The sequence below is a fragment of the Chryseobacterium lineare genome (assembly GCF_977014045.1).
The window spans coordinates 1,585,752-1,612,540 of the sequence record NZ_CDRNIQ010000001.1; the positions used below are offsets into that span (position 1 = coordinate 1,585,752).

Annotated in this window: 22 protein-coding genes and 1 pseudogene; 12 read left to right on the forward strand and 11 right to left on the reverse strand. The window is 37.3% G+C overall.

From position 1 onward, the window contains the following. Nucleotides 1–143: 143 nt before the first annotated feature. The 3 genes from tnpA to ACWNCI_RS06955 form a co-directional block, all read right to left on the reverse strand. A complete protein-coding gene (tnpA, locus tag ACWNCI_RS06945) occupies nucleotides 144–590 on the reverse strand; it encodes an IS200/IS605 family transposase (RefSeq protein WP_449387728.1) in 447 nt (148 codons plus the stop codon). 67 nt (nucleotides 591–657) lie between these two features. Then, complete coding sequence (locus ACWNCI_RS06950; protein WP_449387729.1) at nucleotides 658–1,734, reverse strand: carbamoyl phosphate synthase small subunit; 1,077 nt, start codon at nucleotides 1,732–1,734, stop codon at nucleotides 658–660. 135 nt (nucleotides 1,735–1,869) lie between these two features. After that, complete coding sequence (locus ACWNCI_RS06955) at nucleotides 1,870–2,760, reverse strand: aspartate carbamoyltransferase catalytic subunit (protein WP_449387730.1); 891 nt, start codon at nucleotides 2,758–2,760, stop codon at nucleotides 1,870–1,872. A gap of 239 nt (nucleotides 2,761–2,999) precedes the next feature. Between ACWNCI_RS06955 and ACWNCI_RS06960 the strand changes: the two genes are divergently transcribed. Continuing rightward, nucleotides 3,000–3,461: an Lrp/AsnC family transcriptional regulator gene (locus tag ACWNCI_RS06960; protein ID WP_248392595.1), complete on the forward strand. Its 462-nt coding sequence runs from the start codon at nucleotides 3,000–3,002 to the stop codon at nucleotides 3,459–3,461. A 148-nt stretch (nucleotides 3,462–3,609) separates the two neighbouring features. Here the strand turns inward: ACWNCI_RS06960 and argH are convergent, their stop codons facing one another. From argH to ACWNCI_RS07000, 8 genes are all read right to left on the reverse strand, one after another. Continuing rightward, complete coding sequence (argH, locus tag ACWNCI_RS06965) at nucleotides 3,610–4,914, reverse strand: argininosuccinate lyase (protein ID WP_449387731.1); 1,305 nt, start codon at nucleotides 4,912–4,914, stop codon at nucleotides 3,610–3,612. Nucleotides 4,915–5,141: 227 nt separating this feature from the next. Further along, nucleotides 5,142–6,224 carry a M20 family metallo-hydrolase gene (locus ACWNCI_RS06970; protein ID WP_449387732.1) on the reverse strand — a complete coding sequence of 361 codons (1,083 nt, stop codon included), beginning with the start codon at nucleotides 6,222–6,224 and terminating at the stop codon, nucleotides 5,142–5,144. After that, the gene (gene argB, locus ACWNCI_RS06975; RefSeq protein ID WP_449387733.1) at nucleotides 6,199–6,993 is read right to left on the reverse strand and encodes an acetylglutamate kinase; all 795 of its coding nucleotides are present in this window, start codon (nucleotides 6,991–6,993) and stop codon (nucleotides 6,199–6,201) included. Before argB ends, ACWNCI_RS06970 begins: the two co-directional genes overlap by 26 nt. 41 nt (nucleotides 6,994–7,034) lie before the next feature. Continuing rightward, nucleotides 7,035–8,009: an N-acetylornithine carbamoyltransferase gene (locus tag ACWNCI_RS06980; protein WP_449387734.1), complete on the reverse strand. Its 975-nt coding sequence runs from the start codon at nucleotides 8,007–8,009 to the stop codon at nucleotides 7,035–7,037. A 232-nt stretch (nucleotides 8,010–8,241) separates the two neighbouring features. Continuing rightward, nucleotides 8,242–9,381, reverse strand: a complete 1,140-nt coding sequence (locus ACWNCI_RS06985; RefSeq protein WP_449387735.1) for an aspartate aminotransferase family protein — start codon at nucleotides 9,379–9,381, stop codon at nucleotides 8,242–8,244. 257 nt (nucleotides 9,382–9,638) lie between these two features. Continuing rightward, entirely contained in the window at nucleotides 9,639–10,619 is a 981-nt protein-coding gene (argC, locus tag ACWNCI_RS06990) for an N-acetyl-gamma-glutamyl-phosphate reductase (protein WP_449387736.1), read from the reverse strand. Between the two features lie 67 nt (nucleotides 10,620–10,686). Beyond that, entirely contained in the window at nucleotides 10,687–11,883 is a 1,197-nt protein-coding gene (gene argG / locus ACWNCI_RS06995) for an argininosuccinate synthase (RefSeq protein ID WP_449387737.1), read from the reverse strand. Beyond that, a complete protein-coding gene (locus tag ACWNCI_RS07000) occupies nucleotides 11,855–12,451 on the reverse strand; it encodes a GNAT family N-acetyltransferase (protein WP_449387738.1) in 597 nt (198 codons plus the stop codon). Before ACWNCI_RS07000 ends, argG begins: the two co-directional genes overlap by 29 nt. Nucleotides 12,452–12,611: 160 nt before the next feature. On the opposite strand from ACWNCI_RS07000, the gene ACWNCI_RS07005 reads away from it, so the two are divergent. From ACWNCI_RS07005 to ACWNCI_RS07055, 11 genes and pseudogenes are all read left to right on the forward strand, one after another. Next, nucleotides 12,612–13,028 (forward strand): IS1/IS1595 family N-terminal zinc-binding domain-containing protein, encoded by a 417-nt coding sequence (locus ACWNCI_RS07005; RefSeq protein ID WP_449387739.1) that lies wholly within the window; start codon nucleotides 12,612–12,614, stop codon nucleotides 13,026–13,028. Nucleotides 13,029–13,274: 246 nt separating this feature from the next. Beyond that, nucleotides 13,275–14,654: a porin gene (locus ACWNCI_RS07010; RefSeq protein WP_449387740.1), complete on the forward strand. Its 1,380-nt coding sequence runs from the start codon at nucleotides 13,275–13,277 to the stop codon at nucleotides 14,652–14,654. Between the two features lie 45 nt (nucleotides 14,655–14,699). Continuing rightward, nucleotides 14,700–16,280: an MFS transporter gene (locus ACWNCI_RS07015; RefSeq protein WP_449387741.1), complete on the forward strand. Its 1,581-nt coding sequence runs from the start codon at nucleotides 14,700–14,702 to the stop codon at nucleotides 16,278–16,280. Between the two features lie 43 nt (nucleotides 16,281–16,323). Further along, on the forward strand, nucleotides 16,324–16,551 hold the full coding sequence (locus ACWNCI_RS07020) for a DUF6814 family protein (protein WP_449387742.1): 228 nt from the start codon (nucleotides 16,324–16,326) through the stop codon (nucleotides 16,549–16,551). Nucleotides 16,552–16,628: 77 nt separating this feature from the next. Continuing rightward, on the forward strand, nucleotides 16,629–16,820 hold the full coding sequence (locus ACWNCI_RS07025) for a hypothetical protein (RefSeq protein WP_449387743.1): 192 nt from the start codon (nucleotides 16,629–16,631) through the stop codon (nucleotides 16,818–16,820). Further along, nucleotides 16,813–19,479, forward strand: a complete 2,667-nt coding sequence (locus ACWNCI_RS07030; RefSeq protein ID WP_449387744.1) for an ATP-binding protein — start codon at nucleotides 16,813–16,815, stop codon at nucleotides 19,477–19,479. The genes ACWNCI_RS07025 and ACWNCI_RS07030 overlap by 8 nt, the downstream gene beginning before the upstream one ends. Before the next feature lie 32 nt (nucleotides 19,480–19,511). Then, nucleotides 19,512–19,871, forward strand: a complete 360-nt coding sequence (locus ACWNCI_RS07035) for a response regulator transcription factor (protein WP_449387745.1) — start codon at nucleotides 19,512–19,514, stop codon at nucleotides 19,869–19,871. 143 nt (nucleotides 19,872–20,014) lie between these two features. Beyond that, nucleotides 20,015–21,901 (forward strand): AMP-binding protein, encoded by a 1,887-nt coding sequence (locus ACWNCI_RS07040; RefSeq protein ID WP_449387746.1) that lies wholly within the window; start codon nucleotides 20,015–20,017, stop codon nucleotides 21,899–21,901. 114 nt (nucleotides 21,902–22,015) lie between these two features. After that, nucleotides 22,016–23,932: pseudogene (gene acs / locus ACWNCI_RS07045) on the forward strand (acetate--CoA ligase); the annotation flags it as partial. A 176-nt stretch (nucleotides 23,933–24,108) separates the two neighbouring features. Beyond that, entirely contained in the window at nucleotides 24,109–24,468 is a 360-nt protein-coding gene (locus ACWNCI_RS07050; RefSeq protein ID WP_449387747.1) for a hypothetical protein, read from the forward strand. A gap of 111 nt (nucleotides 24,469–24,579) precedes the next feature. Then, nucleotides 24,580–26,784 carry a RelA/SpoT family protein gene (locus ACWNCI_RS07055; RefSeq protein WP_346984916.1) on the forward strand — a complete coding sequence of 735 codons (2,205 nt, stop codon included), beginning with the start codon at nucleotides 24,580–24,582 and terminating at the stop codon, nucleotides 26,782–26,784. Nucleotides 26,785–26,789 lie beyond the last annotated feature (5 nt).

The following is a 26,789-nucleotide window of genomic DNA, read 5'->3' on the forward strand; positions in this document are numbered from 1 at the left end:
GTGGCTATTGTTGTTGAACCATTTCATGGTTCTTTTGTTTTTGGGTAGCCACGAAGTGGCTGAATCTTAATAGCCGTAGGTGAAACCTATGGATTGGGAATTTTAACCCCATTCGGAAACCCATGAAATGGGTTGAACATAATTTACCAAAGATATTTTTCATCAAATTCAATTCCATGAGATTTTAGCAAATTTTTATATTCATCCTCAAAAGATTCAGTTTTATGATGTTCCTTTTGATTTTTAATATAATTGACAATCATATCCTTTTCTCTTTCAGAATAAGTGAACGCTCCGTAACCACTTTGCCATTCTTCAAAATCAGGAAATAATCCGCATTGCTTCATCCACAAATTGCTTGAAACCTTTATATCTTTTACAAAACTGCCCAACGAAACTGACGGATGCAGATCTGTAAATAAATGAATATGATCCGGCATTCCATTAATCCTATAAAGTTTGCAATTCTTATTCTTTACAATTCCCCAAATGTATTTATATAATTCATCCTCATGCTCAATACTCAACACAGGTTTTCTGTGCTTCGTACTAAATACAATCTGATAATATATTTGGCGAAATGTTGACATTTTCTTTCTTATTTTTCCACGGATTACATCCATAGCTATTGTTGTTGAACCACTTCGTGGTTCTCTTTTATTTATTCTTAAAATCTTCCATTAACTGGATAAAATCATCAAATAAATAATTTGCATCTTCAGGGCCCGGGCTCGCTTCCGGGTGATACTGAACTGAGAAACAAGGATGAATTTTGTGTTTCAGACCTTCGTTTGTTCTGTCATTCAATGCGATGTGTGTTTCAATTAAATCTGTTCCTTTCAAACTTTCCTGATCCACTGCATAACCGTGGTTTTGAGAAGTGATCGCTACTTTGTTCTTTTCCAAATCTAATACCGGGTGGTTTCCTCCTCGGTGTCCAAATTTTAATTTGAACGTTTTTGCTCCACAAGCTAAACCGATTAACTGGTGTCCTAAGCAGATTCCGAAAATGGGAACTTTTCCTAAGATTCCGCGGATCATTTCAAGAGCCTGTTGGTTGTCTTCCGGATCTCCGGGACCGTTGGACAGCATTACTCCATCCGGATCCATCAATAAAATTTCTTCTGCTGTCGTGTCGTGAGAAACAACCGTAATATCGCAGTTTCTTTGAGATAACTCTCTGATAATCCCTAATTTAGAACCAAAATCTACCAATACAACTTTCAAACCTCTGCCAGGATTTGCATACGCTGTTTTTGTGGAAACTGTTTCTACCTGATTGGTTGGGAAGGTTGTATCTTTTAATTCTGAAACAACTTCATTTTCATCAGCATCAATATTTACAATTTTTCCTTTCACAACTCCCTGATTACGTAGAATTCTTGTCAGTCTTCTCGTATCGATTCCTGAAATTCCTGAAAGGCTTTTCTTTTTAAATAATTCATCTAAAGTAATCTGAGTACGGAAATTGGATGGCAGATCACAAAGTTCTTTCACAATAAGACCTTTGATCGCCGGCTCAATACTCTCATAATCATCTCTATTAATCCCATAGTTTCCGATAAGCGGATAGGTCATACACACGATCTGACCGCAATAAGACGGGTCGGAAATCAGCTCCTGATACCCTGTCATTCCGGTGTTGAAAACCACTTCTCCTGCAGTTTCCAATTCTGCTCCGAAACCTTCTCCATGAAATACTTCACCGGACTCCAGTATTAACTTTTTCTTCATTTTAAACTTTTATCTTATTTCTATTTTATCTTTTCTTTAAACCACCCCGTCAAAAATTCTTTGAATTTTTGCCACCCCTCCAAAGGAGTGGAATTTACGCATACTACTTTTAACTTGATTCTTTTCTCTTGGTTCTTATTTAAAAGTATAGCCTTCTTTTTCCAAAGCTTCTTTTAAAATTGCCATTCTTGCAAAAACACCGTTCTGCATCTGTCTGAATATTCTTGATCGTTGGCATTCTACCAGGTCAGAATCAATTTCAACTCCTCTATTGATAGGAGCCGGATGCATGATAATGGCTTCTTTTTTCATCGTTTTCTCCCTTTCTTTTGTTAAACCATATTTCCTATGGTATTCGGTAGCGGAAAAACTCATTTTAGAGTCGTGTCTTTCGTGTTGAATTCTTAATAACATCAGAACATCAACCTCATGAATCATTTCATCAACACTTAAATACGTACCGTTGATTAAGGCCCCTTCATCAAACCATTGTTCAGGTCCTGAGAAGTACACTTTTGCCCCTAATCTTCTCAACGCTTCTGCGCTGGAGTTGGCAACGCGGCTATGTTTTACATCTCCTACGATCCCTACTTTCAACCCTTCAAACTTTCCGAATTCCTGATAAATTGTCATTAAGTCAAGCATGCATTGTGATGGATGGTTTCCTGTGCCGTCTCCGCCGTTAATAACAGGAATTCTAATATTTTTAAGGTCATCAAAATATCTGTCTTTCTTATCTCTGATTACAACCAGGTTTACGCCTAAGCTTTCAATGGTTTTTACCGTGTCATACAAGCTTTCTCCTTTATTTACGGAACTGTTGGATGCGTCAAAAGGTACTACCTGAAGTCCCAGTTTTCTTTCGGCGATATCGAAACTGGTTTTTGTCCTGGTGCTGTCTTCAAAGAAAAGGTTTGAGCAAAAAACCTCGCCTTCAATTCTTACAGTTTTACCTTCTGCAAAAGCCAATGCTTCATGTACTATTCGGTTAATTCTCTCGGTGCTTAGTTCTGTAATCGTAAACATAATATTTTAAAATTTTTACAAAAAAAAAGCGAAGAAAATATCTTCGCTTAAAATAAATAAATATCGTAAAGGGCGTCTACGCCCGGTAATTCTAATGATATAAATACTGTGTTATTCATTAGGTGCAAAGATACAACAATTCTGCAAAATGACAAAACCAAAATTTGATTTAACTAAAAAATCTTATTCTTTCTTTATTTCATTTTTAAATATTATTTTTGTTCAAACTCAAGTTTGTTATGGATTTAAAAGATAAAATGATTCTCAGCATTATTCAGGAAGACTCTACGTATTCTGTAAAAGAAATTTCAGAAAAGATCGGTCTTACCTTTACTCCGACGTATGAGCGTATCAAACAATTGGAGAAACAGGGAATCATTGAAAAATATGTAGGCCTTTTAAACCGTGAAAAACTGGGTTTAAATATTGTTGTTTACTGCAATGTAAGACTAAAAGAACAATCCAAAAAAGTATTGGAAACTTTTGAGAAAAACATCATGCAGCATGACGAAGTCCAGGAAATCATCAGTCTTTCCGGCGAATATGATTATATGCTTAAAATTATCGCGAAAGACATTAATTCTTATAATGATTTTACGGTGAATGTAATTTCAAATATTCCTAATATCGGACAATACCACAGTTCTATCGTGCTTCATGAGGTGAAGAAATCTACAAAGTTTAAGATTGATTTGGATTAAAATTAAATTTAACCATTAAGGTTTTATTTAAGGAGTTAAGAATATTTAAGATTCGAAAGCGAATAATAAAATAGTAATTAAAAATCTATAGATTTTTCTTAATTAAGCTTAACTTCTTAATTTGAAATCTTAATGGTTTAAAATAAAATCAACCCAATAATTTATTTTTCAGTTTATTAAACTGATATTCTATTTTATCCAGACAAAGATTCCCGATGCTTCCCTGATGCGTATGATTCAGATTTTTAATTTCAAAATCAAACTCACCCTTTTCAATCTCCTGCCCTACCTTTATATAAGCATCTCGAAATGAGCTTCCGTTTTTCACTTCTTCATTGATTTTTTCTACGCTGAAGAGATATTGATACTTTTCATCCTCCAAAATTCCGTCTTTCACCTGAATGTTCGGTAAGGTGTAATTTAAAATCTCCAGACATTCCTTTAATGAATCGATTGCCGGGAAAAGAATTTCTTTCGTCAGCTGCATATCTCTGTGATAACCCGAAGGAAGATTATTCGTCAACAAAATAAACTCATTCGGCAACGACTGAATTCTGTTGCAACGCGCGCGAACCAGCTCGAAAATATCCGGATTTTTCTTGTGAGGCATAATACTGCTTCCGGTTGTAAATTCTTTAGGGAAACTGATAAAATCAAAATTCTGACTTAAATACAGACAAACATCGTACGAAAATTTACTTAAAGTTCCCGCCAAAGTCGCCATTGCCATCGACAACATTTTCTCCGACTTTCCGCGCGTCATTTGAGCATACACCGAATTATAATTCATCGACTGAAAGCCTAATTGAGACGTCGTACTCTCCCGATCAATCGGAAAAGATGAACCATAACCTGCCGCTGAACCCAATGGATTTTTATTAATGATATTTTTTACCGAAAATAACATTTCAACATCATCAAGCAACGCTTCTGCATACGCTCCAAACCACAATCCGAAAGAGGAAGGCATCGCAATCTGTAAATGCGTATAGCCCGGAAGCAAAACATTTTTATGCTGTTCCGCCAATTTGATTAAGATCTGAAAGAATTCGTCCGTCAAGGCTGTAATTTCACGGATTTCATCTAATAAATACAATTTAATATCCAATAAAACCTGATCATTTCTTGATCTCGCTGTATGGATTTTCTTTCCAGTATCACCTAATTTTTCAATTAAAACAGATTCTATCTGCGAATGAATATCTTCCGCGCTTTTATCAATTTCAAAAGTTCCGTTTTCGATTTCTTGTAAAATCTCTGCCAGAACAGACAACATCTGTTTAGATTCTTCATTAGAAATAATTCCGACTTCTGCCAGCATTTTACAATGCGCCATAGAACCTTTGACATCATATTTTACCAAACGTTCGTCAAAATCAAGATCTTTTCCGACGGTAAATTTGTTGACTAATATATTGGTGGCATTATCGTCTTTTTGCCATATTTTTTTCATAAAATTCTTTTTTTATTTAAAATTTTCTTTTGCCTTGAAGCAAAAAGAAACAAAAGTTCAAGACTGGAAACTCCGGCTAAAAATTGAAATTGAATCCTAAAATCCCCAAAACTTGCGCGAATTCAAAACTTGTTCTTCGATTCAAAATTAGTGTCGCGCTTCAAACAGTGGGAATTTTTTAACGGATAAATTTAAATTTTCTTAACGCCTCTGTTTCCTAGGTCGATTTATAGGACCTTTTCAAGGATTTGGATATAAACATCAATTCCTTCTTCTATTTCCTTTATATATATGTATTCATCTGCGGTATGGGAGCGTGTGCTGTCACCTGGACCAAGCTTTACAGAAGTACAAGGAATAATCGCCTGGTCGGATGAAGTTGGTGAGCCGTAAGTTGTCCTGCCAATTTCCAAGCCTGCCTGTACAAATGGATGTTCCATTTCAATTTTTGAAGAATTTAATCTGAAAGATCTTGCCGTCAAAGTTGACTTCATTTGCGATTGGATGATTTCAAATGCTTCTTTATTAGAATATTCATCAGTAACTCTCACATCTAAAGTAAAAGTGCACGATTCCGGGACAACATTATGCTGAACTCCTGCGTGAATTCCTGACAGTGTTACCTTAACTTCACCTAAATAATCCGAAACTTTTGGAAATTTAAAGCTTAAAATATGCTGTAGATCGTCCATACACTTCACAATAGAATTATCGTTGTTCGGATGAGCGGCGTGAGAAGGAGTACCTTTCATTTCGCCGTCTATCACTAAAAGCCCTTTTTCCGCAATCGCCAGATTCATCTGCGTTGGTTCTCCTACAATGGCGAGCTCGATATTAGGCAACTGCGGAAATAAAGCTTCAATCCCGTCAAAACCTGAAATTTCCTCCTCCGCTGTCAAAGCAATAACTAAATTATATTGCAAATCTTCTTTTTCATAAAAATATAAAAAAACCTGCGCCATCGAAACCAGAGAAGCACCTGCATCATTGCTTCCCAATCCGAATAATTTCCCGTCCTTTTCAATGGGTAAAAACGGATCTAAAGTGTAAGCTTTATTCGGTTTTACCGTGTCGTGATGCGTATTCAGCAGGATCGACGGTTTGAAAACATCAAAATTTTTATTTACTGCCCAGATATTATTTTTAAAACGTTTTGTGGGAATCTGATGTTTTTTAAAAAAAAATTCAATTTCTACGGACGTATTAAATTCATCTTTGCTGAATGACGGAATTTCAATCAGTTTCTTTAATAATTCAACTGCATTATTCAGTAATTCTTCTTTACTATAAACAGATTTCAGTTCCTTCATGATGGTTTTCGATATGTTTTTTTAGTTCGGATTCCTTAATTAAGAATACCTTATTGACTTTATTTTTCACTGCTCCAAGAGCATTTTCCAATTTTGGAAGAATTCCTTTGTGAAGTTTTCCTTCGTTTTTTAAGGTTGAGAATTCGTCTTCAGAAATATTTTTAATCACAGATTCCGGATTATTTACATCTTCCAAAACGCCTTCTTTATCAAAGCAATACAACAATTCTACATCATATTTTACCGATAAAGCCTGTGCAATCACCGAAGCAATTGTGTCCGCATTCGTATTGAAAAGATGTCCTTTTTTATCATGAGTAATTGCTGAAAAGACCGGAACCAATTCCAGTTTAAGCAACTTCGAGATCAACTTCCTGTTCACACTTTTTTCGGTAATATCTCCTACAAATCCGAAATCTATTTCTTCATGTTCTCGTTTTGTGGCTTTAATTAAATTGGCATCCGCTCCCGAAAAACCTATTGCTTTACATTTTTTCTGCTGAAGTTTTGCGACAATATTTTTATTAATTCCTCCTGCATACACCATCGCCACAATATCCAAAGTATCTTTATCCGTGATTCTACGCCCATTAATCATCTTCTGCTCAATTCCAAGTTTATCCGCTAAAGTTGTGGCTAGTTTTCCACCGCCATGAACAAGAATTTTCTTTTCCTGGATTTCAGCAAACTGTTCCAGAAATTGTTCTAATAATTCCTCATCATCAATTAATGCCCCGCCAATTTTTATGATGTATAATTTATTTTTCATTAAAAATTAAATGATTAAAAAATTTAAAAATTCTGAACACATCATTTCTTATTCAATTCATCTAAAATTTCCGAGAAAACTGCCTGAGCAGAGAAAATCCGGTTTTTTGCCTGCTGATAAATGATCGAATTTTCACCGTCCATTACTTCATCACTCAATTCTACATTTCGACGAACCGGTAGACAGTGCATCACTTTTGCCTGATTGGTATTGGCTAATTTTTCGTTTGTTAACATCCAGTTTTCTTTTACTTCAGGCATCGCTGCATACTCATCAAAAGACGACCAGTTTTTAACATAAATAAAGTCTGCATCTTTCACAGCTTCATCCTGATTATGGATTACTTTTACGTCTTTCGTGAAGTTTTTATCTAAATCATATCCTTCCGGATTTGCGATGACAAAATCTACATCCATTTCCTGCATCCATTCTGCAAAAGAATTTCCCACCGCATGAGCAATTGGTTTGATGTGTGGCGCCCACGTTAGAACAACTTTCGGTTTACGGTTTACACTGAGCTTGTCGAAGTGCCAATTTTCTGTGATCGTGATGCAATCTGCCAGGCTTTGCAAAGGATGACGTGTCGCTGACTCCAACGAAATAACCGGCACTTTTGCATGTTGCTCAAACTGGCTTAAAATGCTTTCATTCACATCATCTTCCTTACTTTTCATTCCTGCAAAACAACGGACTGCAATGATATCACAATATTGGTTCAACACTTCAATCGCATCTTTGATGTGCTCAACCGTATCGCCATTCATTACGGCGCCATCAGCAAATTCCAAGTTCCATGCTTCCTGTGCGGCATTTAAGGTTAAAACATTTAAACCTAAATTTTGCGCTGCAATCTGACTGCTTAAGCGAGTTCTCAAACTTGAATTTAAAAATACAAGTCCTATGGTTTTCCCTTTTCCCTTCCCGGTTTCCGAAAGAGGATTTTCCTTGATTTTTAAAGCTTTTTTTATGATTTCCTGTAAGTTTTCAACATCACTTACAGAGGTGAATTTTTTCATTTTGATTTTTGATTTTAAAGATTTTTTTATCTTACATATTTATGGTGAGTTTTTAATGCTATAGGTCGCGAAGTTTTTTTAATTAAACTTGAAAATATTTTCGTTCGCAAGGGCGTTTTACTCAGCAATTGAACGACTCGTTTGTCATTCTGAGGAAGGAAGAATCTATTTTTTATTGATTGGAGGTTATTCACTACCACTTCGTTCCCGTTCAGAATGACAAAACTCACAGTTAGATTTCCTCAAGAACTGCTTTCAAAGCATCGATGAATATATCGGTTTCTTCTTTTTTAATGGTAAGCGCCGGAAGAATCCTCAACACCGCCTTATCATTGGAATTTCCTGTGAAAATATGATGATCGTACAGCAATCTGTTCCTGACTTCGGAGCAGTCTCTATCGAGTTCAATTCCAATCATCAGACCCTTTCTTCGGATCGTTTTAATATGTGGAAAATCTTTAATTCCATTTTCAATATAAGCGCCCATTTCCTGAACATTTTCAATGAGATTTTCATCTTTCATTACATCTAATACAGCAATCGCAGCAACACAAGCCAAATGATTTCCTCCAAAAGTGGTTCCCAATAAACCATTGGTTGCCTGAAATTTAGGATGAATTAAAACGCCACCAATCGGGAAACCGTTGCCCATCCCTTTTGCTGTTGTGATGATATCCGCTTCAATTCCAAATTCCTGATGAGCAAAGAAATATCCGCTTCTTCCGTAACCTGACTGAACTTCATCCAAAATCAAAACTGCGTTATATTTTTCACACAATTCTTTAATTTTATTTAAAAATTCAACCGTTGGAATCATAATTCCTCCAACTCCCTGAATTCCTTCAATAATTACCGATGAAATTTCGTTTCCCTGTTTTTCGAAAATTGCTTCAAGCTGTTCGATATTATTCCATTCAGATTTAATAAATCTTTCATCATAATTTACCGGAGCTACAATTTTCGGATTATCTGTCACCGAAACTGCCGCCGAAGTCCTTCCGTGAAATGAGCCTGAAAAATAAAGCACTTTACTTTTTCCGTTGTGAAAAGAAGCCAGTTTTAAAGCATTTTCGTTCGCTTCAGCTCCTGAATTACACAAGAATAAATTATAATCTTCTAAGCCTGAAAGTTTTCCTAATTTCTCAGCCAGTTCAGTCTGCAGTTGGTTCTGCACCGAGTTGGAATAGAAAGAAATTTTATCTAATTGGTTTTTTAATTGAGTTTTATAATGCGGATGATTGTGTCCGATAGAAATCACCGCGTGACCTCCATAAAAATCAAGATATTTTTCTCCTTTATCGTCCCAGAGAAAAGATCCCTGAGCTTTTATCGGATTGATATTGAATAATGGATATACGTTGAATAAATTCATGTCTATTTATAAATGATAATTGATGTTTGATGAATGATTTCATCTTTTTTATATTTTTCCTTTGTTTTGAAATCGAAGATTAGACGTAGTCAAACAAAAGAAACAAAAATTGCCTCCATAAGGTCGGCGAATGTTATTTCAAGACTGGAAACTGCGGCTAAAATTTTAAATAATGTCCCAAAATTTCTAAACTCCGTTTCCTAAGTCAATTTTAAATTAAACTGTAAAATTCACAATTGACTTATTGACTATTGACATTAAAATGCAACAGGCTTCAAGTTCAGTCCTGAATTTTCTTCCCAGCCCATCGCAATATTCATATTTTGAACCGCCAGTCCGGAAGCTCCTTTCAACAAATTGTCAATCGCTGAGTGAATAACTGCAGTATTCCCACTTTTTTCAATATGAATCACACAGCGATTCGTGTTGACAACCTGCTTTAGATCAATTGCTTTCTCGCTTACCTTTACAAAAGGTTCATCTGCATAAAAATCCCTAAACAATTGATATATTTTTGAAAGTTCTACATCTGTTTTCAATGTAGAACTTGTAAAAATTCCTCTCGCAAAATCTCCTCTCCACGGAACAAAATTCAAACTGATTTCATTGGTATTAAAAGAAACTAACTGCTGTAAAATCTCGTCAACATGCTGATGGGTCAAAGTTTTATACGCCGAAATATTATCATTCCTCCAGGTAAAATGCGTTGTCGCCTGCAAAGACTGCCCAGCACCTGTTGAGCCTGTAATTCCAGTTGTGTACACCTCATTCAGCAAACCTTTTTGAGCCAATGGAAGCAAAGCCAGCTGAATTGCCGTCGCAAAGCATCCCGGATTTGCAATACTTTTTGCGCTTGAAAGTTGCTTTTTGTTGATTTCAGGCAAACCATAGATAAAATTTCTGTTTCCAAAATTTCCGTCCAAACGAAAATCATTTCCTAAATCGATTACCAACGTTGAATCTTTTACAGGATTTTGAGCCAACCAATTCTGACTTTCTTTGTGAGGAAGGCATAAAAATAAAATATCTACTTCTTCAGGCTTATCCGTTAAAATCATTTCACAAACTGTCGCTAAATCCGGGTACAAATCTGAAATTTTTGTCCCTGAATTTGAACGACTATATAAAAAACTCACAGACACTTTAGGATGAAAAGCCAGCAGGCGAACCAATTCGCTTCCTGTGTAACCGTTGGCGCCAATGATTCCGGCTGTTTTTATTTCTTTTTGATTAATCATTTTTTTATTTTAATATTGATAGGATTACATCCTATCCTGATTCAAGTCGTCCCTTCGGGACTCTCTTTTAGTTTATATTCTGATTAATCTGATGATATATATTTAAAGAATTGCTTACAATTTTCGTGTAGCCTTTCACGTCTTCTCCTGTCCACGCTCTATTTGCTTCACCGTAGCTTCCGAATTTATCGGACATTAGATCGTGTTCAGATTCAATTCCGTTTAATACAAACCGGTAAGGATGAAGGGTTACAAAAACTTTTCCGCTGACCGTTTTTTGAGAATCAATGAGGAAAGACTCAATATTTCTCATCACAGGATCCAAGAAAAGTGCTTCGTGAAGCCAGTTTCCGTACCAATCTGATAGTTGAGATTTCATCATCTGCTGGTATTTTGAAAGCGTATGTTTTTCCAGTAAATGATGCGCTTTGATGATCACAGACGCCGCAGCCGCCTCGAAACCGACTCTTCCTTTAATTCCCACAATTGTATCTCCAACGTGAATATCTCTACCAATTCCATAGGCCGAAGCCAACTTTTCAATTTTCTGAATTGCATATACTGAATGTTCAAAATTTTCTCCGTTCACAGATACAACTTCACCATTTTTAAACTCAATTTCCAATTCTGAAGGTTGAGTTTCTTTAATTTGTGAAGGAAAAGCTTCTTCAGGAAGATAATTTCTTGAAGTCAGCGTTTCTTTTCCGCCCACTGAAGTTCCCCAAAGTCCTTTATTGACAGAATATTGTGCTTTTTGAAATTCCATTTCATAACCATGACTTTTCAAAAACTCAATTTCTTCTTCACGGGACAAAGCCATATCACGAATCGGCGTAATGATCTCAACATTCGGACACATTACCTGAAAAATCAAGTCGAAACGAACCTGGTCATTTCCTGCGCCTGTACTTCCGTGAGCAATGGCATCTGCTCCAACTTCAATCGCATATTTTGCAATTTCCTGCGCCTGAATGGTGCGTTCTGCACTTACAGACAATGGATAAGTATTGTTTTTCAACACATTACCAAAGATCAAATATTTTACGCAAGAATTATAATAGTCTTCCTGAGCATCTACGCACCTGTATTTTTTAACCCCAAGATTCAGGGCTTTTTTCTCCAATTCTTTTTCGTCTTCTTTAGAAAAACCTCCGGTGTTTACAGTGACTGCATACACGTCATATCCCAGTATTTCGCTGAGATATTTGGCGCAGTACGAGGTATCAAGACCTCCGCTAAATGCTAAAACTACTTTCTTGCTCATTATTGTATTGATTTTCAGACTGAGATTTATCAGCGTTGTTTTTTATATTATCTGGAACGAAAAGCATCGCCGTGCAAAGACAGTTTTTTCGTTCTTTTTTCATTAAAATATCATAATTCACACAACTTTTACAGCCGTTCCAGAATTCCTCATCCTGAGTGAGTTCAGAATAAATTACAGGTTTGTATCCTAAGTCGCTGTTGATTTTCATAACCGCTAATCCTGTCGTCAATCCGAAAATTTTAGCATTCGGATACTTATTTCGTGATAAAGCGAAAACCTTATCCTTTATTAAGGTAGCTACTCCCAGGTGTCTGAAATCAGGAGAAACAATCAGTCCGGAATTGGCTACAAACTGACCGTGAGACCATGTTTCTATATAACAAAATCCCACCCATTTTCCTTTATCTGTAGCCACTACAGCGTTTCCTTCAGTAATTTTTTTACTGAGGTATTCTATGGAACGTTTTGCGATTCCCGTTCCTCTGCGTTGTGCAGAATCATACATTTCCTGCTGTATTTCACTCACATACATCAAATGAATGGAGGAGGAAATTTCTATTTCCATTTATTTATCTAAAATTTTCCGCAAATTTAAAATATAATTTCTTTAATAAGCAAATAAAAAAGATTATTTTATTGATTTAATTTAATATTCAGGTAATTTTATCTTTATACTAAATTAATATTATGCTAAATTATTATATATTTGCTAAAAAGATATAGTTATGGAAAATAACTGTCCGAAATGCAACAGCAACAAGGTTGTAAAAAGCGGAATTGTTAATGAAAAGCAACGCTTTTTATGCAAAGAATGCAACTATTATTTTACGGTAAAAAAATTAGGAAAACAGATCGATGATTATTATGTTACCAAAGCATTACAGCTGTATCTTGAAGGATTGAGTTTCCGTGAGATCGAAAGAATTATAGGTGTTTCTCACGTCACCATAAGTTCTTGGATTAAAAAATATAATATCACAAGACCTCCACATTCAGAATTTCATCCTGTCTACAAAATTCTGAAACAAAACGAGCTTACAGAATATATTTCTAAAGAAGAAAATCTTAAAAATTCAGGATTGATCATCACTCAGTTTGCTGATAAGTATATGTTGATTAAATGGGAGAGATTTAAGAAATAAGTTTTGGGAATTATGAGTTATTAATTATAAGTTTTGAGTTTGCCAATATATAAATAAGACCAATAAATAATTATAAATCAAATAAATATCAAATTATTTTAAAAATTCAACCATTTCAAGAATTCATAATTCACAACTTAAAACTAATAACTATATATTTACCATTAATATATATTGAATTTTCGTAAATAAATTATTAATTACAATTTGGCATTCACAAAAAACAACGCCAAAAATTAATAATTTATGAAGAAAATACTTACTTGCATAGGATTAGCTTTAATGAGCGGTTCTTTATATGCACAAGGTTCTCCGGATTATGGCAACGGATTAAAAATTAACCTGAACCAACAGGGAGATAAATTCGTCCGCTTCATTTTGTGGGATCAGTTCTGGCTTAGAAATACACAGATGAATCCCGGAAGTATGGTGGGTGGAGAACCCACAGACAACTCCTGGAGCTTGGGAAACAGAAGATTACGTGCTTTAGCATATGCTCAGATTTCTAAAAGATATATGATTTTGGCTCATTTCGGAATCAATAATCAGACATTTATTAATGGAGGCGGCTCTGGAACTTCAGGAACAGGAGGTTACGGAAATGGTAAAAAGCCACAGATGTTTTTTCATGATGCCTGGAATGAATATGCCGTACTTTTACCCGGAGAAGCAGGAAAATTCAGTCTATCCTTAGGAGCCGGCTTACATTATTATATGGGACTTTCGCGTATGACCATGGCTTCCACGCTGAATTTCCTTACGGTGGATTCTCCTATTTTTACGTGGCCGCTGATCGATAATTCAGACCAGTTCGCACGCCAGCTGGGTATGTTTGCCAAAGGAAAATACGGAAAACTGGAATACCGTTTCAGTTTAAACAAACCTTTCGCAACAGACCTTGTTCCTGCAAATGTTACAGATGCGTCAAAAGCCGTAGCCGTTGACAACAATGGAAATCCGAGCTTTTCAAAAGCAGGCTATGTAGAATATCAGTTTCTGGATGAAGAATCCAATACACTGCCATTTAAAGTGGGATCTTATCTGGGGACCAAAAAAGTATTTAATCTAGGTACCGGGTTTTACCATCAGGCAGACGGAACCAGAACTTCAGTGAATTCAGCTATTGAAAAGCATGATATTACTCTTTGGGCGGTAGACGCATTTGCTGATATTCCTCTCGGAAATGCCAAAAATAAAATGGCTGTTTCTGCCTATGCCGGATATTATAACTACCAGTTCGGCCCGAATTACCTCAGAAATCTCGGCATTATGAATATTGCTGCTTCAGACCCCAATTTTGTTGGAAACAAAGCCATTGCAGGACCGGGAAACCTTCAACCGACTATCGGAACAGGAAATATTATCTATGCGCAGGCAGGATTGCTGCTACCAAGCCAGGCGGAGAAACCAAAAATCAGGATTCAGCCTTTCGCAGCATTTACTCATAAAGATTTTGACGCCCTTAGCAAGCCTTCATCACAATTTGACTTCGGGGCCAACTGGTTTATCGACGGTCATCATGCGAAAATCACTACACAATATTCTACACGCCCTGTGTACACCAGCCCTACAGAAGATCCTACCTCCAAAGGAGAATTTATTGTTCAGTTTCAGATTTATCTTTAAACAATCAGGATAACAATTAATTATTAACAAACTAAATTAAACAATATGAGCGAAAAGCACTATGAAAGCTATGAGAATATGACGGAGAAACAGAAAAACCGCACCATCTGGAGCGTGATCACAGCCTCATCTCTCGGCACTCTTATCGAATGGTATGATTTCTACATTTTCGGAAGTCTTGCCGTTGTACTGGCTACAAAATTTTTCCCGGCAGATAATCCTACCGCTGCATTTTTGTCCACTCTTGCTACTTTTGCGGCAGGATTTGTGGTACGTCCGTTCGGAGCATTATTTTTCGGACGACTGGGAGATATCATCGGAAGAAAATATACTTTCCTGGTTACTCTTCTGATCATGGGATTTTCTACCTTCCTGATCGGATGTATTCCGAGCTATGAAACCATCGGATTTATGGCACCCGTTTTAGTTTTAATTTTAAGATTATTACAAGGATTAGCGCTGGGAGGCGAATATGGCGGTGCCGCTACCTATGTCGCAGAATATGCACAACCCAACAGAAGAGGTTACTGGACGTCATGGATACAGACTACCGCAACAGCAGGACTTTTCATTTCTTTAATTGTAATTCTGGTAACCAAAACCTCACTTTCTGCGGAAGAATTTGATGGTTGGGGATGGAGAATCCCGTTCTGGATTTCCATTTTAATGGTTGGCGTTTCTTACATCATCAGAAAAAACATGAAAGAATCTCCACTCTTTGCAAAGGCTAAAAGCGAAGGAAAAACATCCAAAAATCCTTTAAAAGAAAGTTTCGGAAATAAATTCAATTTTAAATTTGTACTTCTGGCTTTATTCGGAGCCGCTATGGGACAAGGGGTAATCTGGTACACAGGACAGTTTTATGCGATGAGCTTCCTACAGAAAGTCATGAACATAGAATCTGCACAGGTAGATTCTCTGATGGCTACTGCGCTGTTTTTAGGAACACCTTTCTTTGTATTTTTCGGGTGGCTTTCGGATAAGATCGGAAGAAAAGCCGTCATGATGACCGGAATGCTGGTCGCTATTTTGGCATACAGACCTATTTATGACTCCATGTTTAAAAGCGTAAATTTTGAAACCAAAACTGTAGCTGCTAACGGAATTACAGAAAAAAGAACCGTAAAAGTTCATGATAAAATCGCAACGGACAGCCTGATTACATTCCACAAAGAAACACTTTATACCGACGGTACTATGGCGAAAAAAGACAGCATCGTACACTGGTCCGCAGCCGGTCCGGTAATGAAGGATGGAAAAGCGGAAGAACCTAAAGTAAGCCAATCTGTAAAACTGAATGATGACACAAAATGGTATCTTGTGCTGATGGTTTTTATTCAGGTAATTTTTGTAACGATGGTGTATGGACCAATTGCGGCATTCTTGGTAGAGATGTTCCCGGTAAGAATACGCTACACTTCGATGTCTCTGCCTTATCATATTGGAAACGGAGTATTCGGAGGATTGCTTCCAGCGGTAGCTACTTATCTTGTAACGACAGGAAAAGAAGCAGGACATGCATCATGGTATCTGGAAGGACTCTGGTATCCGATCGGCGTGGCCACCGTCTGTCTGGTAATCGGGATATTCTATCTGAAAAGCAAGAACAATAATATTCACGAATAACAGTGGTTTCAATCAAATTTTTATTAATTTTAAATGTATTAAAATGAACGGACTCAAAAAAATATTAGGCCTTGTCTGGATCGCGGTTGCGCTGATCGTAGGATATTTCGGAATTACAGTATTGGGAATTCCCAAAATCACTTCGGGAAAGCAGGAAGATCTTGTTTTCGGGATTATTATCCTGTTTGTTCTGATGCCTATTATCTCTGGCGGATTGGGAATTTTCGGATATTATTCCTTAACCGGCGAATATTCTGACGACAAAAACTAATGTAAACAATGAATGATAATTGATAAACAAGACTAAACGGCATTAAATAATCAATTATCATTCATTAATTATCACCTATGAAAAAGAGACATGAACAAAAACTGATTTTGCTGAGCATCGGACTGATGGTTGCTTTCAGTATTCCTGTCTCTTTACTTTTTAACAGTGAGCAGGAAGTCTTGGGATATCCTATGCTTTTGGTATATCTCTTTGCCGTATGGATGATTTCCATCATCATTGCTTTGGTAATCGTAAAAAAATATGAGTAGTTTCGCACTGTTCTCTGTGGTTTTGCTCTATCTGGCACTTTTGTTCTTCGTTGCCTACATAGCAGAGAAGAAAAAGAGTAAGCTCTGGATCAACAATCCTTATATTTACGCACTTTCCCTCGCCGTGTACTGCACTGCGTGGACATATTATGGAAGCATCGGCGTTGCAGCCACCAGCGGACTTAATTATCTTCCGATTTATATCGGCCCCATCATCGTTATTCCTTCCTGGATTTACATCAATACCCGGATCGTAAGAATTTCCAGAATCAATAAGATCAGCAGCCTCGCCGATTTTATTTCACTCCGCTATGGAAACAGCAGAAGCCTGAGCGCCATCATTACGCTGGTTTGCCTTTTCGCGATCATTCCTTACATCGGGCTTCAGATTAAAGCTATTTCCGAAACTTTTCATCTCGTTACAGAAACGCCTGTTTCAAAAAATATCCTGACGGACAGCGCAACCTTTGTTGTGTTACTCATCGCTGTATTTTCTTCTTATTATGGGACGAGATATGTTGATGCTTCCGAAAAACGGTTGGGAATCATTTCAGCAATTGCCTTGGAAAGTTTTTTAAAACTGTTTTTCATTATTATCCTGGGGCTTTTCGTTATTTATTTTGTATTTGACGGATTTTCAGACATTTATCATAAAGCCAGCAAATTCAGTGATTTTAAAGCTAAAAATACTTTTAACGGAATTGAAGGAGCCCTCAACTGGATGGTACTTTGCATGATATCAGGAACTGCCATTTGTCTCCTACCGAGACAGTTTCACACGGCTATTATCGAAAACAGACAGGAAAAGCATATTAAAACAGCCATCTGGTTTTTTCCGTTGTATCTGTTGATTTTTACCCTGTTTATATTTCCGATTGCATGGGCCGGTAGGCTGATTTTCAACGGACAACAGGTAAATCCGGAATTTTATTCGATCCTGATTCCTCAACACTTTGACAATACAGTGATTACGGTGCTGGTTTTTCTGGGCGGATTAAGCTCCAGCATTTCCATGATTATCATTTCAGCGATTACTTTATCGATCATGCTTTCTAATAACATGATCATTCCGTATGGGTTGCTGGGAAAATTCAAAGCCGAAGATGAAACCCAAAATACACGGAATATTACCCGAATCAGGAAATTCAGCATTTTCGGACTCATCATTATGGCATTTGCCTTTTACAAATATTTTATACTTAAAACTTCCCTGGATTCCGTTGGACTGATTTCATTTGTGATTATTGCACAATTGGCTCCGGCCTATTTTGGAGCTATTTTTTGGAGAAGAGGAAGCTACAAAGGCGTTCTGGCAGGTTTAGTAGCAGGATTGGTGATTTGCTATTTCGGGCTGATTATTCCGCAATATTATTTTTCATATAATCAGGAATTTAAAGGAATTCTGAGAGAGATGTACGACGCTTTCAGTTTTTTCAACATTCCTTATCTCGGAAGGATTCCGCAGATCTTTTTCTGGTCGATGTTGGTAAATATAGGGCTTTTCGCAGGTATTTCGGTAAGCATGAAAGGTAATTACCGTGAAAGAAACTTTGCAGAATTGTATGTGGATATCGACAAATATATTCAGAACCACGAAAATGCATTTATCTGGCGGGGAACAGCTTATGTTTCAGACATTAAAAATATTTTAGAGAGATTTTTAGGTAAAAAGAAAACTGAACAGGCACTGAGGATTTTCAATCTTAAATATAATATTGATTCAGAAACGGAAACGGCAGATTCAAGGTTTATTAAATTTTCTGAAAATCTTCTGGCAGGAAGGATCGGGACAGCATCTGCGAAAATTCTGATCGAAGGCGTCACCAAAGAAGACAAGATATCGCTTAAAGAAGTATTGAATATTCTTGAAGAATCTAAAGAAAATATTATTTTAAACAAAAAATTAACGGAACAATCCCAGGAATTAAAGAAACTTTCAGATGATTTAACGAATGCCAATCAAAGCCTGATCGTAAAAGACCGGCAGAAAGACGACTTCCTGGATTCTGTTGCCCACGAACTGCGGACACCGATTACCGCTATCCGCTCGGCCGGGGAAATTCTCGCTGATGACGATGATATCCCGCTGGAAATCAAAAAAGAATTTTTAAACAACATTATCACAGAATCCGACCGTTTGAGCGAGATCATTAATGATATTCTTTACCTTGATAAGCTGGAACATGGCGAAATAGCTCTCCACATTAAGGAAAATAACATTCTGGAAACGTATAAAAAAGCGTTAAACCCGCTGCTACACCTAATTCAGCAGAAAAATATCCACATCAGTGAGGTCAATCTGTTAAATCATTTTATCTTTGAATATGATGAATCGAGAATGATTCAATTATTTCAGAATATTTTAGGAAATGCTTTAAAATTCACCGATGAACAGGGCACAATACAGACCAAGTTCTTCAGCAGGGAGCAGGAACTAATCATCACAGTCTTCAACACCGGAAAACATATCCCGGAAGAAGATCTGAAAATGATTTTTGACAAGTTTTATCAGTCGAAAAACCAAAATATTTTAAAACAGGCGGGAAGCGGCCTCGGGCTTGCGATCTGCAGGAAAATTATTCAGAACCACGGCGGAACTATACAGGCAGAAAACAGTGGCCTGGGTGTCACTTTTACCATACAACTGCCGGAACGATAAAAGAACATGAAGTTGAACGATAAGAAAGCATTATGAAAAAGATAATCATTGCCGATGATGAGCATAAAATATTAATGTCGCTGGAATACAGCTTTAAAAAAAATGGGTACGACGTCTACATTGCCCGCGATGGGACGGAAGTATTAGAATTTTTGAAAACTATGGTCCCTGATGTTATTCTTCTGGATATTATGATGCCTAATCTGGATGGCTTCAGCACATTAAATATTATTAAGCAGGATGAAAAATTAAGAGACACTAAAGTTATTTTCCTGAGCGCGAAAAATAATCCGAAAGATATTGAAAAAGGCCTTGAAATGGGCGCTGATGCTTATGTAACGAAACCTTATTCTATAAAGAAACTGATGCAGCTGATTGAGGAAATGGTTTAAAGGATAAGTAGATGAGAGACGAATAGATTATAGACGCAGAGAGAATTATTAATGATTCCGGAGAGAATTATGAAGCAACGCTAAAGTTTAGCACTTACTAATTATCAATTGTCAACAACAATGTAAAGCACAAAAAAATTACCATGAACGCAGAAAATTTATTTAAAAAAAGTTTAGAACATAAAGAAGAATTCTGGAAAGAACAGGCTCAGGAAATCAAATGGTTTGAATTTCCGACAAAAATTCTTTCTGAAGGCGGAAACGGATATCCACAATGGTTTTCCGATGGAAAGCTGAATATGTGTTATTTGTGCATCGACAAACATATTGAAGATGGTTTTGGTAATCAGGCAGCGATTGTATATGATTCTCCGGTAACCGGACAGAAAAAGACATACACATTCAATCAGGCAAAAGAGGAAATTGCAAAACTGGCGGGAGGCCTGGTTTCATTAGGTTTAGAAAAAGGCGATACCGCCGTTATTTATATGCCGATGATTCCACAAACGCTTTTTGCTATGCTGGCGTGCGCAAGAATCGGCGTGATTCATAATGTGGTTTTCGGAGGTTTTGCACCGCAGGAACTTGTCGTAAGAATCGATGACTGCAAGCCAAAAGCACTGATTACAGCAACCGCAGGAGTGGAAATTGCCAAAAGAATTCCCTACCTGCCTCTGGTTGAAAAAGCAATTGAACTGGCTCAGGATAAAGTAGAAAACATCATTGTTTACAACAGGAAATTAGTAGATAACCAACACGAAATGTTTGATGGACTGATTGATTATCAAGAATTAGTTGAACAATCGATACCTGCAGATTGTGTTCCGGTAGAATCTACTCACCCACTCTATTTACTGTACACTTCAGGAACCACCGGAAAACCGAAAGGCATCACCCGAGATACTGGCGGTTACGCGACAGCGTTAAAATTTTCAATGACCAAGATTTACGGTGTTGAGCCCGGAGAAACCTATTGGGCAGCATCAGATTTCGGATGGGCAGTTGGCCACAGCTTTTCTGTGTACGGGCCTTTAATTAACAGAAATACAACTATTATTTTTGAAGGAAAACCAGTCATGACCCCTGATGCAGGAACCTTCTGGAGAATTATTTCGGAATATAAAGTTTCGGTGATGTTTACGGCCCCTACCGCCATAAGAGCCATCAAAAAGGAAGATCCGGACGGCGAATTGGTGAAAAAATACGATTTAACCCAACTTAAAAAACAATTTCTGGCCGGAGAAAGGTGCGACGTTGCCACACTTGACTGGTTTGCCGAGCATATTGGAGTTCCTGCCATCGATCACTGGTGGCAGACGGAATCGGGCTGGCCAATGCTGGGGCTGATGACTTTTGACGACCAGTACACTATTAAAAGAGCTTCCGCAGGAAAACCAATTCCAGGATATGATATTAAAATTTTTGATGAAAACGGCTATGAGCTGGATGCTCATCATGAAGGCTATCTGGTAATTAAACTGCCACTTCCGCCCGGCGCATTGTTGGGAATCTGGAACGATCATGAACGATTTGTAAAAAGCTATCTATCACAATATCAAGGGTATTATTTTTCAGGAGACGGGGCGATCAGGGATGAGGACGGCTATGTATTCATTACCGGAAGAGTAGATGATGTAATTAATGTCGCAGGACACCGTCTTTCTACATCAGAAATGGAGGAAATCGTTTCTTCCCATCCGGAAGTAGCCGAGTGCGCCGTCGTGGGCATTGATGATGAATTAAAAGGACAGGTTCCTTTTGCAACAGTTGTCGTAAAAAACGGTTCTGCTATTTCGGAAGAACAGCTGGAAAAAGATATTGTAAAGATGGTTCGGGAGAATATTGGAGCGGTAGCCTGTCTTAAGAATGTGATGACCGTAAAGCGTTTACCCAAAACACGTTCAGGAAAAATCTTAAGAAAACTAATTAGAACCCTATTGGACGGAAGAGAATTTCAGGTACCGCCAACCATTGATGATGAAAACATTATCGGGGAAATTCAACAGAAAATTCAGCAGTATAAAGCATAGCAATAATTTATATTTCCTTTAATTAACAATGACTTAACATATTATTTGATTAAAAATAATCAATACAAATAATAAAATTTTTAAAAATCAAAACAGAAAAATAATTCTAAAACAGAAAGTATGAGAAACTACCTGATAGAAGATTTACCACATTATTTTGAAGAGTATAAAAACTCTATTAAAAATCCTAAAAAATTCTGGGATAAGATTGCCGATCAAAATTTTGTATGGTATCAGCGATGGAGCAAAGTGGTAAAATATGACATGAATGAAGCCAAAATTACCTGGTTCAAAAATGCAAAACTGAATATCACCAAAAACTGTCTGGACAGGCATCTTTCAGTGCGGGGAGAGAAAACAGCCATCATCTGGGAACCCAACGATCCGAAAGAAGAAGCACAGCATATTTCCTATAACGAGCTGTACACCAGAGTCAACAAAACCGCCAATGTTCTGCGTGAAATGGGCATTGAAAAAGGAGACAGAGTGTGTATTTATCTTCCGATGATCCCTGAGCTGGCCATTACAATGCTTGCCTGTGCAAAGCTGGGAGCCGTACATTCGGTGATCTTTGCAGGATTTTCTGCATCAGCTGTTTCTTCCAGAGTGAATGACTGTGGAGCCAAAATGGTGATTACTTCAGACGGAAGCTACAGAGGCAGTAAAGTCCTTGACCTGAAAAGCATTGTAGATGAAGCATTGGAAAAATCGCCAAGTGTAGAAAAAGTGTTGGTGGTAAAAAGAACCAATAACGAAATCAACATGAAAGAACACCGGGATTTCTGGATGGCAGATCTCTACGAAAGTGCATCTCCGGATTTCGTTACTATGATTATGGATGCCGAAGATCCGCTTTTCATTCTGTACACCTCTGGCTCTACAGGAAAGCCGAAAGGAATGCTTCACACCTGTGCCGGATACATGGTTTATACTGCTTACACTTTTAAAAATGTATTTAATTATAAAGAAAACGACATCTATTGGTGTACCGCTGATATCGGGTGGATTACAGGACATTCTTACATTCTTTACGGTCCGCTTCTCAATGGTGCCACAACCGTTATTTTCGAAGGAGTTCCAACCTATCCGGAACCCGACAGATTTTGGGAAGTGATTGAAAAACATAAAGTCACACAATTTTATACGGCACCAACTGCTATCCGTTCCCTAGCAAAAGAAAGCTCTGAATGGGTAGACAAACACGATCTGAGTACGCTGAAAGTCATCGGTTCGGTAGGAGAACCAATCAATGAGGAAGCATGGCACTGGTTCAATGATCACGTCGGAAAGAAAAAATGTCCGGTAGTCGATACCTGGTGGCAGACAGAAACCGGAGGAATCATGATCTCCCCTCTTCCTTTCGTAACGCCTACCAAACCTACCTACGCTACCCTTCCTCTACCGGGAATACAACCGGTTCTGATGGACGACAAACGTAATGAAATCATGGGAAATCAGGTTACCGGAAATCTTTGCATCCGTTTTCCCTGGCCTGGAATTGCACGGACGATCTGGGGCGATCATCAACGGTACAAAGAAACTTACTTTACCGCTTTTCCGGGAAAATATTTCACTGGTGACGGTGCGTTAAGAGATGAAGTAGGATATTACAGGATCACCGGCCGTGTGGATGATGTGATTATTGTTTCCGGACATAATTTAGGAACTGCTCCTATTGAAGACAGCATCAACGAACATCCTGCTGTAGCAGAATCGGCAATTGTCGGATATCCTCATGATATCAAAGGAAATGCTTTATACGGCTTTGTCATTCTGAAAGAAACCGGAGAAAGCCGCCAGAAAGAAAACCTTAAAAAAGAGATCAATCAGCTGATTTCCGAACAGATCGGCCCGATTGCCAAGCTGGATAAAATACAGTTTGTTTCCGGGCTTCCGAAAACACGTTCAGGAAAAATCATGCGTAGGATCTTAAGGAAAATTGCGGAAGGTGATTTCAGTAATTTCGGGGATATTACAACCTTACTGAATCCTGAAATTGTAGAGGAAATTAAAAATGAAAGAATTAATTAATCAATAGTGAACGGGCTTAGGCTCGTTTTTTTATTTAAATAATTAAAACTTAATAGATATATCAAATAAAATTTTAATTATTTATAGATATTACAATAAAATAACAAAATCATTCCATTTATATTAATTTAAATAAGAAAATTTTAGTATCTTTAATCAAAATTAAAACCATTGCTATGTCAAATATTTTAGCTGGATTATTTGAACCCCACAGCGATTATAAGAAATTGGAAGCAGATCTAGAAAGTTCTGGTTTTCAGAATTCAGATTATATTGTATATCTCAATGACGAAAATCATTCGCCCTACATGGTAAGTGTGGCCGTGAAAGACCATCAGATTGACAGTGCAAGGAATGTTTTCAGCCAGAATACCGTATTAAAAACGTATCTTTTTGAAAATATGGACCTTAAGCAGGCAAATTATACCGACATTAAAAATTATATTAATGTAAGAAATAAAGCAGAAATCCATAACAGTCCGGATGTGAGAATTAAAGGTTCTACCAGCGGAATGGACTCTGAGGTAAAGTTTTAAAACAAATGATAAGAATTAATAACCGGAATCCGTAGATTAGTCTACGGATTTTTCGTATTTGAAAAGTGCAAAAAATTTCGTATTTTCGTTTAAATATAGGCTTTAGCACGAATGAGTTACGACGTAGAACAAGAGAACAAAGAAATCTTAGCCCGGTATAAGGATCTGATTTCTAACACATACAGAACTTTGGATGAAGAAAATAACAAGCTCATCCGAAAAGCGTTCGATATCGCACTGGACGCTCACAAAGACCAGCGAAGAAAAACGGGTGAACCATACATTTACCACCCCATTGCTGTTGCAAAAATTGTTGCAACAGAAATCGGTTTGGGCGCGACTTCCATTGCCTGTGCGCTTCTGCATGATGTGATTGAAGATTCAGATTATACATACGAAGACCTGAAGAAAATTTTTGGTGAAAAAATTGCCAATATCGTCAATGGCCTCACCAAGATCTCAATTATGAACCATCAGAATATATCGGTTCAGTCGGAGAATTACAGGAAACTTCTGCTTACCCTTTCAGAAGATTTCAGGGTAATCCTGATCAAAATTGCAGACCGTCTTCACAATATGCGTACCCTGGAAAGCATGGCACCGGACAAACAGAAAAAAATCGCTTCCGAAACGGTGTATATTTATGCTCCCATGGCGCACCGTTTAGGTTTGTATAACATTAAATCCGAACTGGAAGATTTATCTTTAAAATATAATAATCCCGACGTTTACACAGAAATCACCGAGAAACTTGAACTGGCCAAGGAAAACCGTGAACGCTACATTGAAGAATTTAAAAAAGAAGTTTCTGAAAAACTCCATGAAGAAGGATTAAACTTTAAAATAAAAGGCAGGGCAAAAGCTATTTCTTCCATTTACAGGAAAATGCTGAAGCAGGGCGTTTCTTTTGAAGAAGTTTATGACAATTATGCCATCCGGATCATTTACAGGTCTGACGCTAAAAATGAAAAATTCCTCGCCTGGAAAATTTATTCTATTGTAACGGATGTTTATCACAGTAACCCTTCGAGAATGCGCGACTGGATTACGCAGCCACGTTCCACAGGATACGAAAGTCTTCACCTAACGGTTCTGGGGCCCGACAAAAAATGGATTGAAGTACAGATCCGTTCCGAAAGAATGGATGAAATTGCTGAAAAAGGCGTGGCGGCACATTACAAATATAAAGAAGGCTACAAGCAGAGCTCCGATGACCGGAATTTTGAAAACTGGGTTACGGAAATACGCGAAGTGCTTGAACAGCAGCAGAATCTTTCTACCTCTGAACTTCTGGACAATATCAAACTGAATTTATATTCTAAGGAAGTTTTTGTCTTTACGCCAAAAGGTGAAATTAAAATTCTGCCTACCAATGCTACAGCTCTCGATTTTGCATTTTCCGTTCACTCTGATCTGGGCATGAAGTGTTTAGGAGCAAAAATTAATGGAAAACTGGTTCCGATTTCTTATGTTTTGCAGAATGGGGATCAGGTGGACATTCTCTCTTCACAAAATCAGAAGCCCAAATCTGACTGGCTGGAATTCGTGGTTACTTCTAAAGCTAAGTCAAAGATTAAGAGTTATTTAAACTCACAAAAAAATCAACTGGTAGAAGATGGAAAAGAAATTCTTCAGCGAAAGCTTCGTCACGCAAAGATTAGCTTCAATGATGATGAGGTGAATAAGCTTCAGAAATTTTTTAATCTGAAAAGCTCACAGGAACTGTTCCTGAAATTTCAGAGTAACGAATTGGATGCAAGCAGCTTAAGAAAGTATATTGAAAGTAAAAATGTATTTAACAACCTACTTTCAAGATTCAGAAAATCTCCTTCAAAAAATACAGCTTATATAGAGCCGAAGGAACAGAATCTGGATATGATTGTCTTTGGAAAAGACGAAGAAAAACTGAATTACACTTATGCAAAGTGCTGTACCGTAATTCCCGGAGACAAAATTTTCGGGTTCATCACAATTTCAGACGGAATCAAGGTACACAGCGACAATTGTCCGAATGCTATCAATCTTCGGGCGCAGTATGATTACAGGGTTATTCCTGCCAAATGGGTTAATGCAGAAAGCTTTAAGAACAGAGTAAAAATTGAAATTGAAGGACTCGACAGAATGGGAATGATCAATGATATTACAACTGTAATCAGTGGTGCTATGGGAATGGATATGAAAAGTATGTCTATTGAATCTAATGACGGAATTTTTACCGGAAACATTAACCTTGAAGTGAAAAATAAAAGCCAGCTGGAGCAGACCTTTAAAAAGCTGAAAGATATTGATGGAGTTTCGAAAGTAAGAAGAATATAATTTAA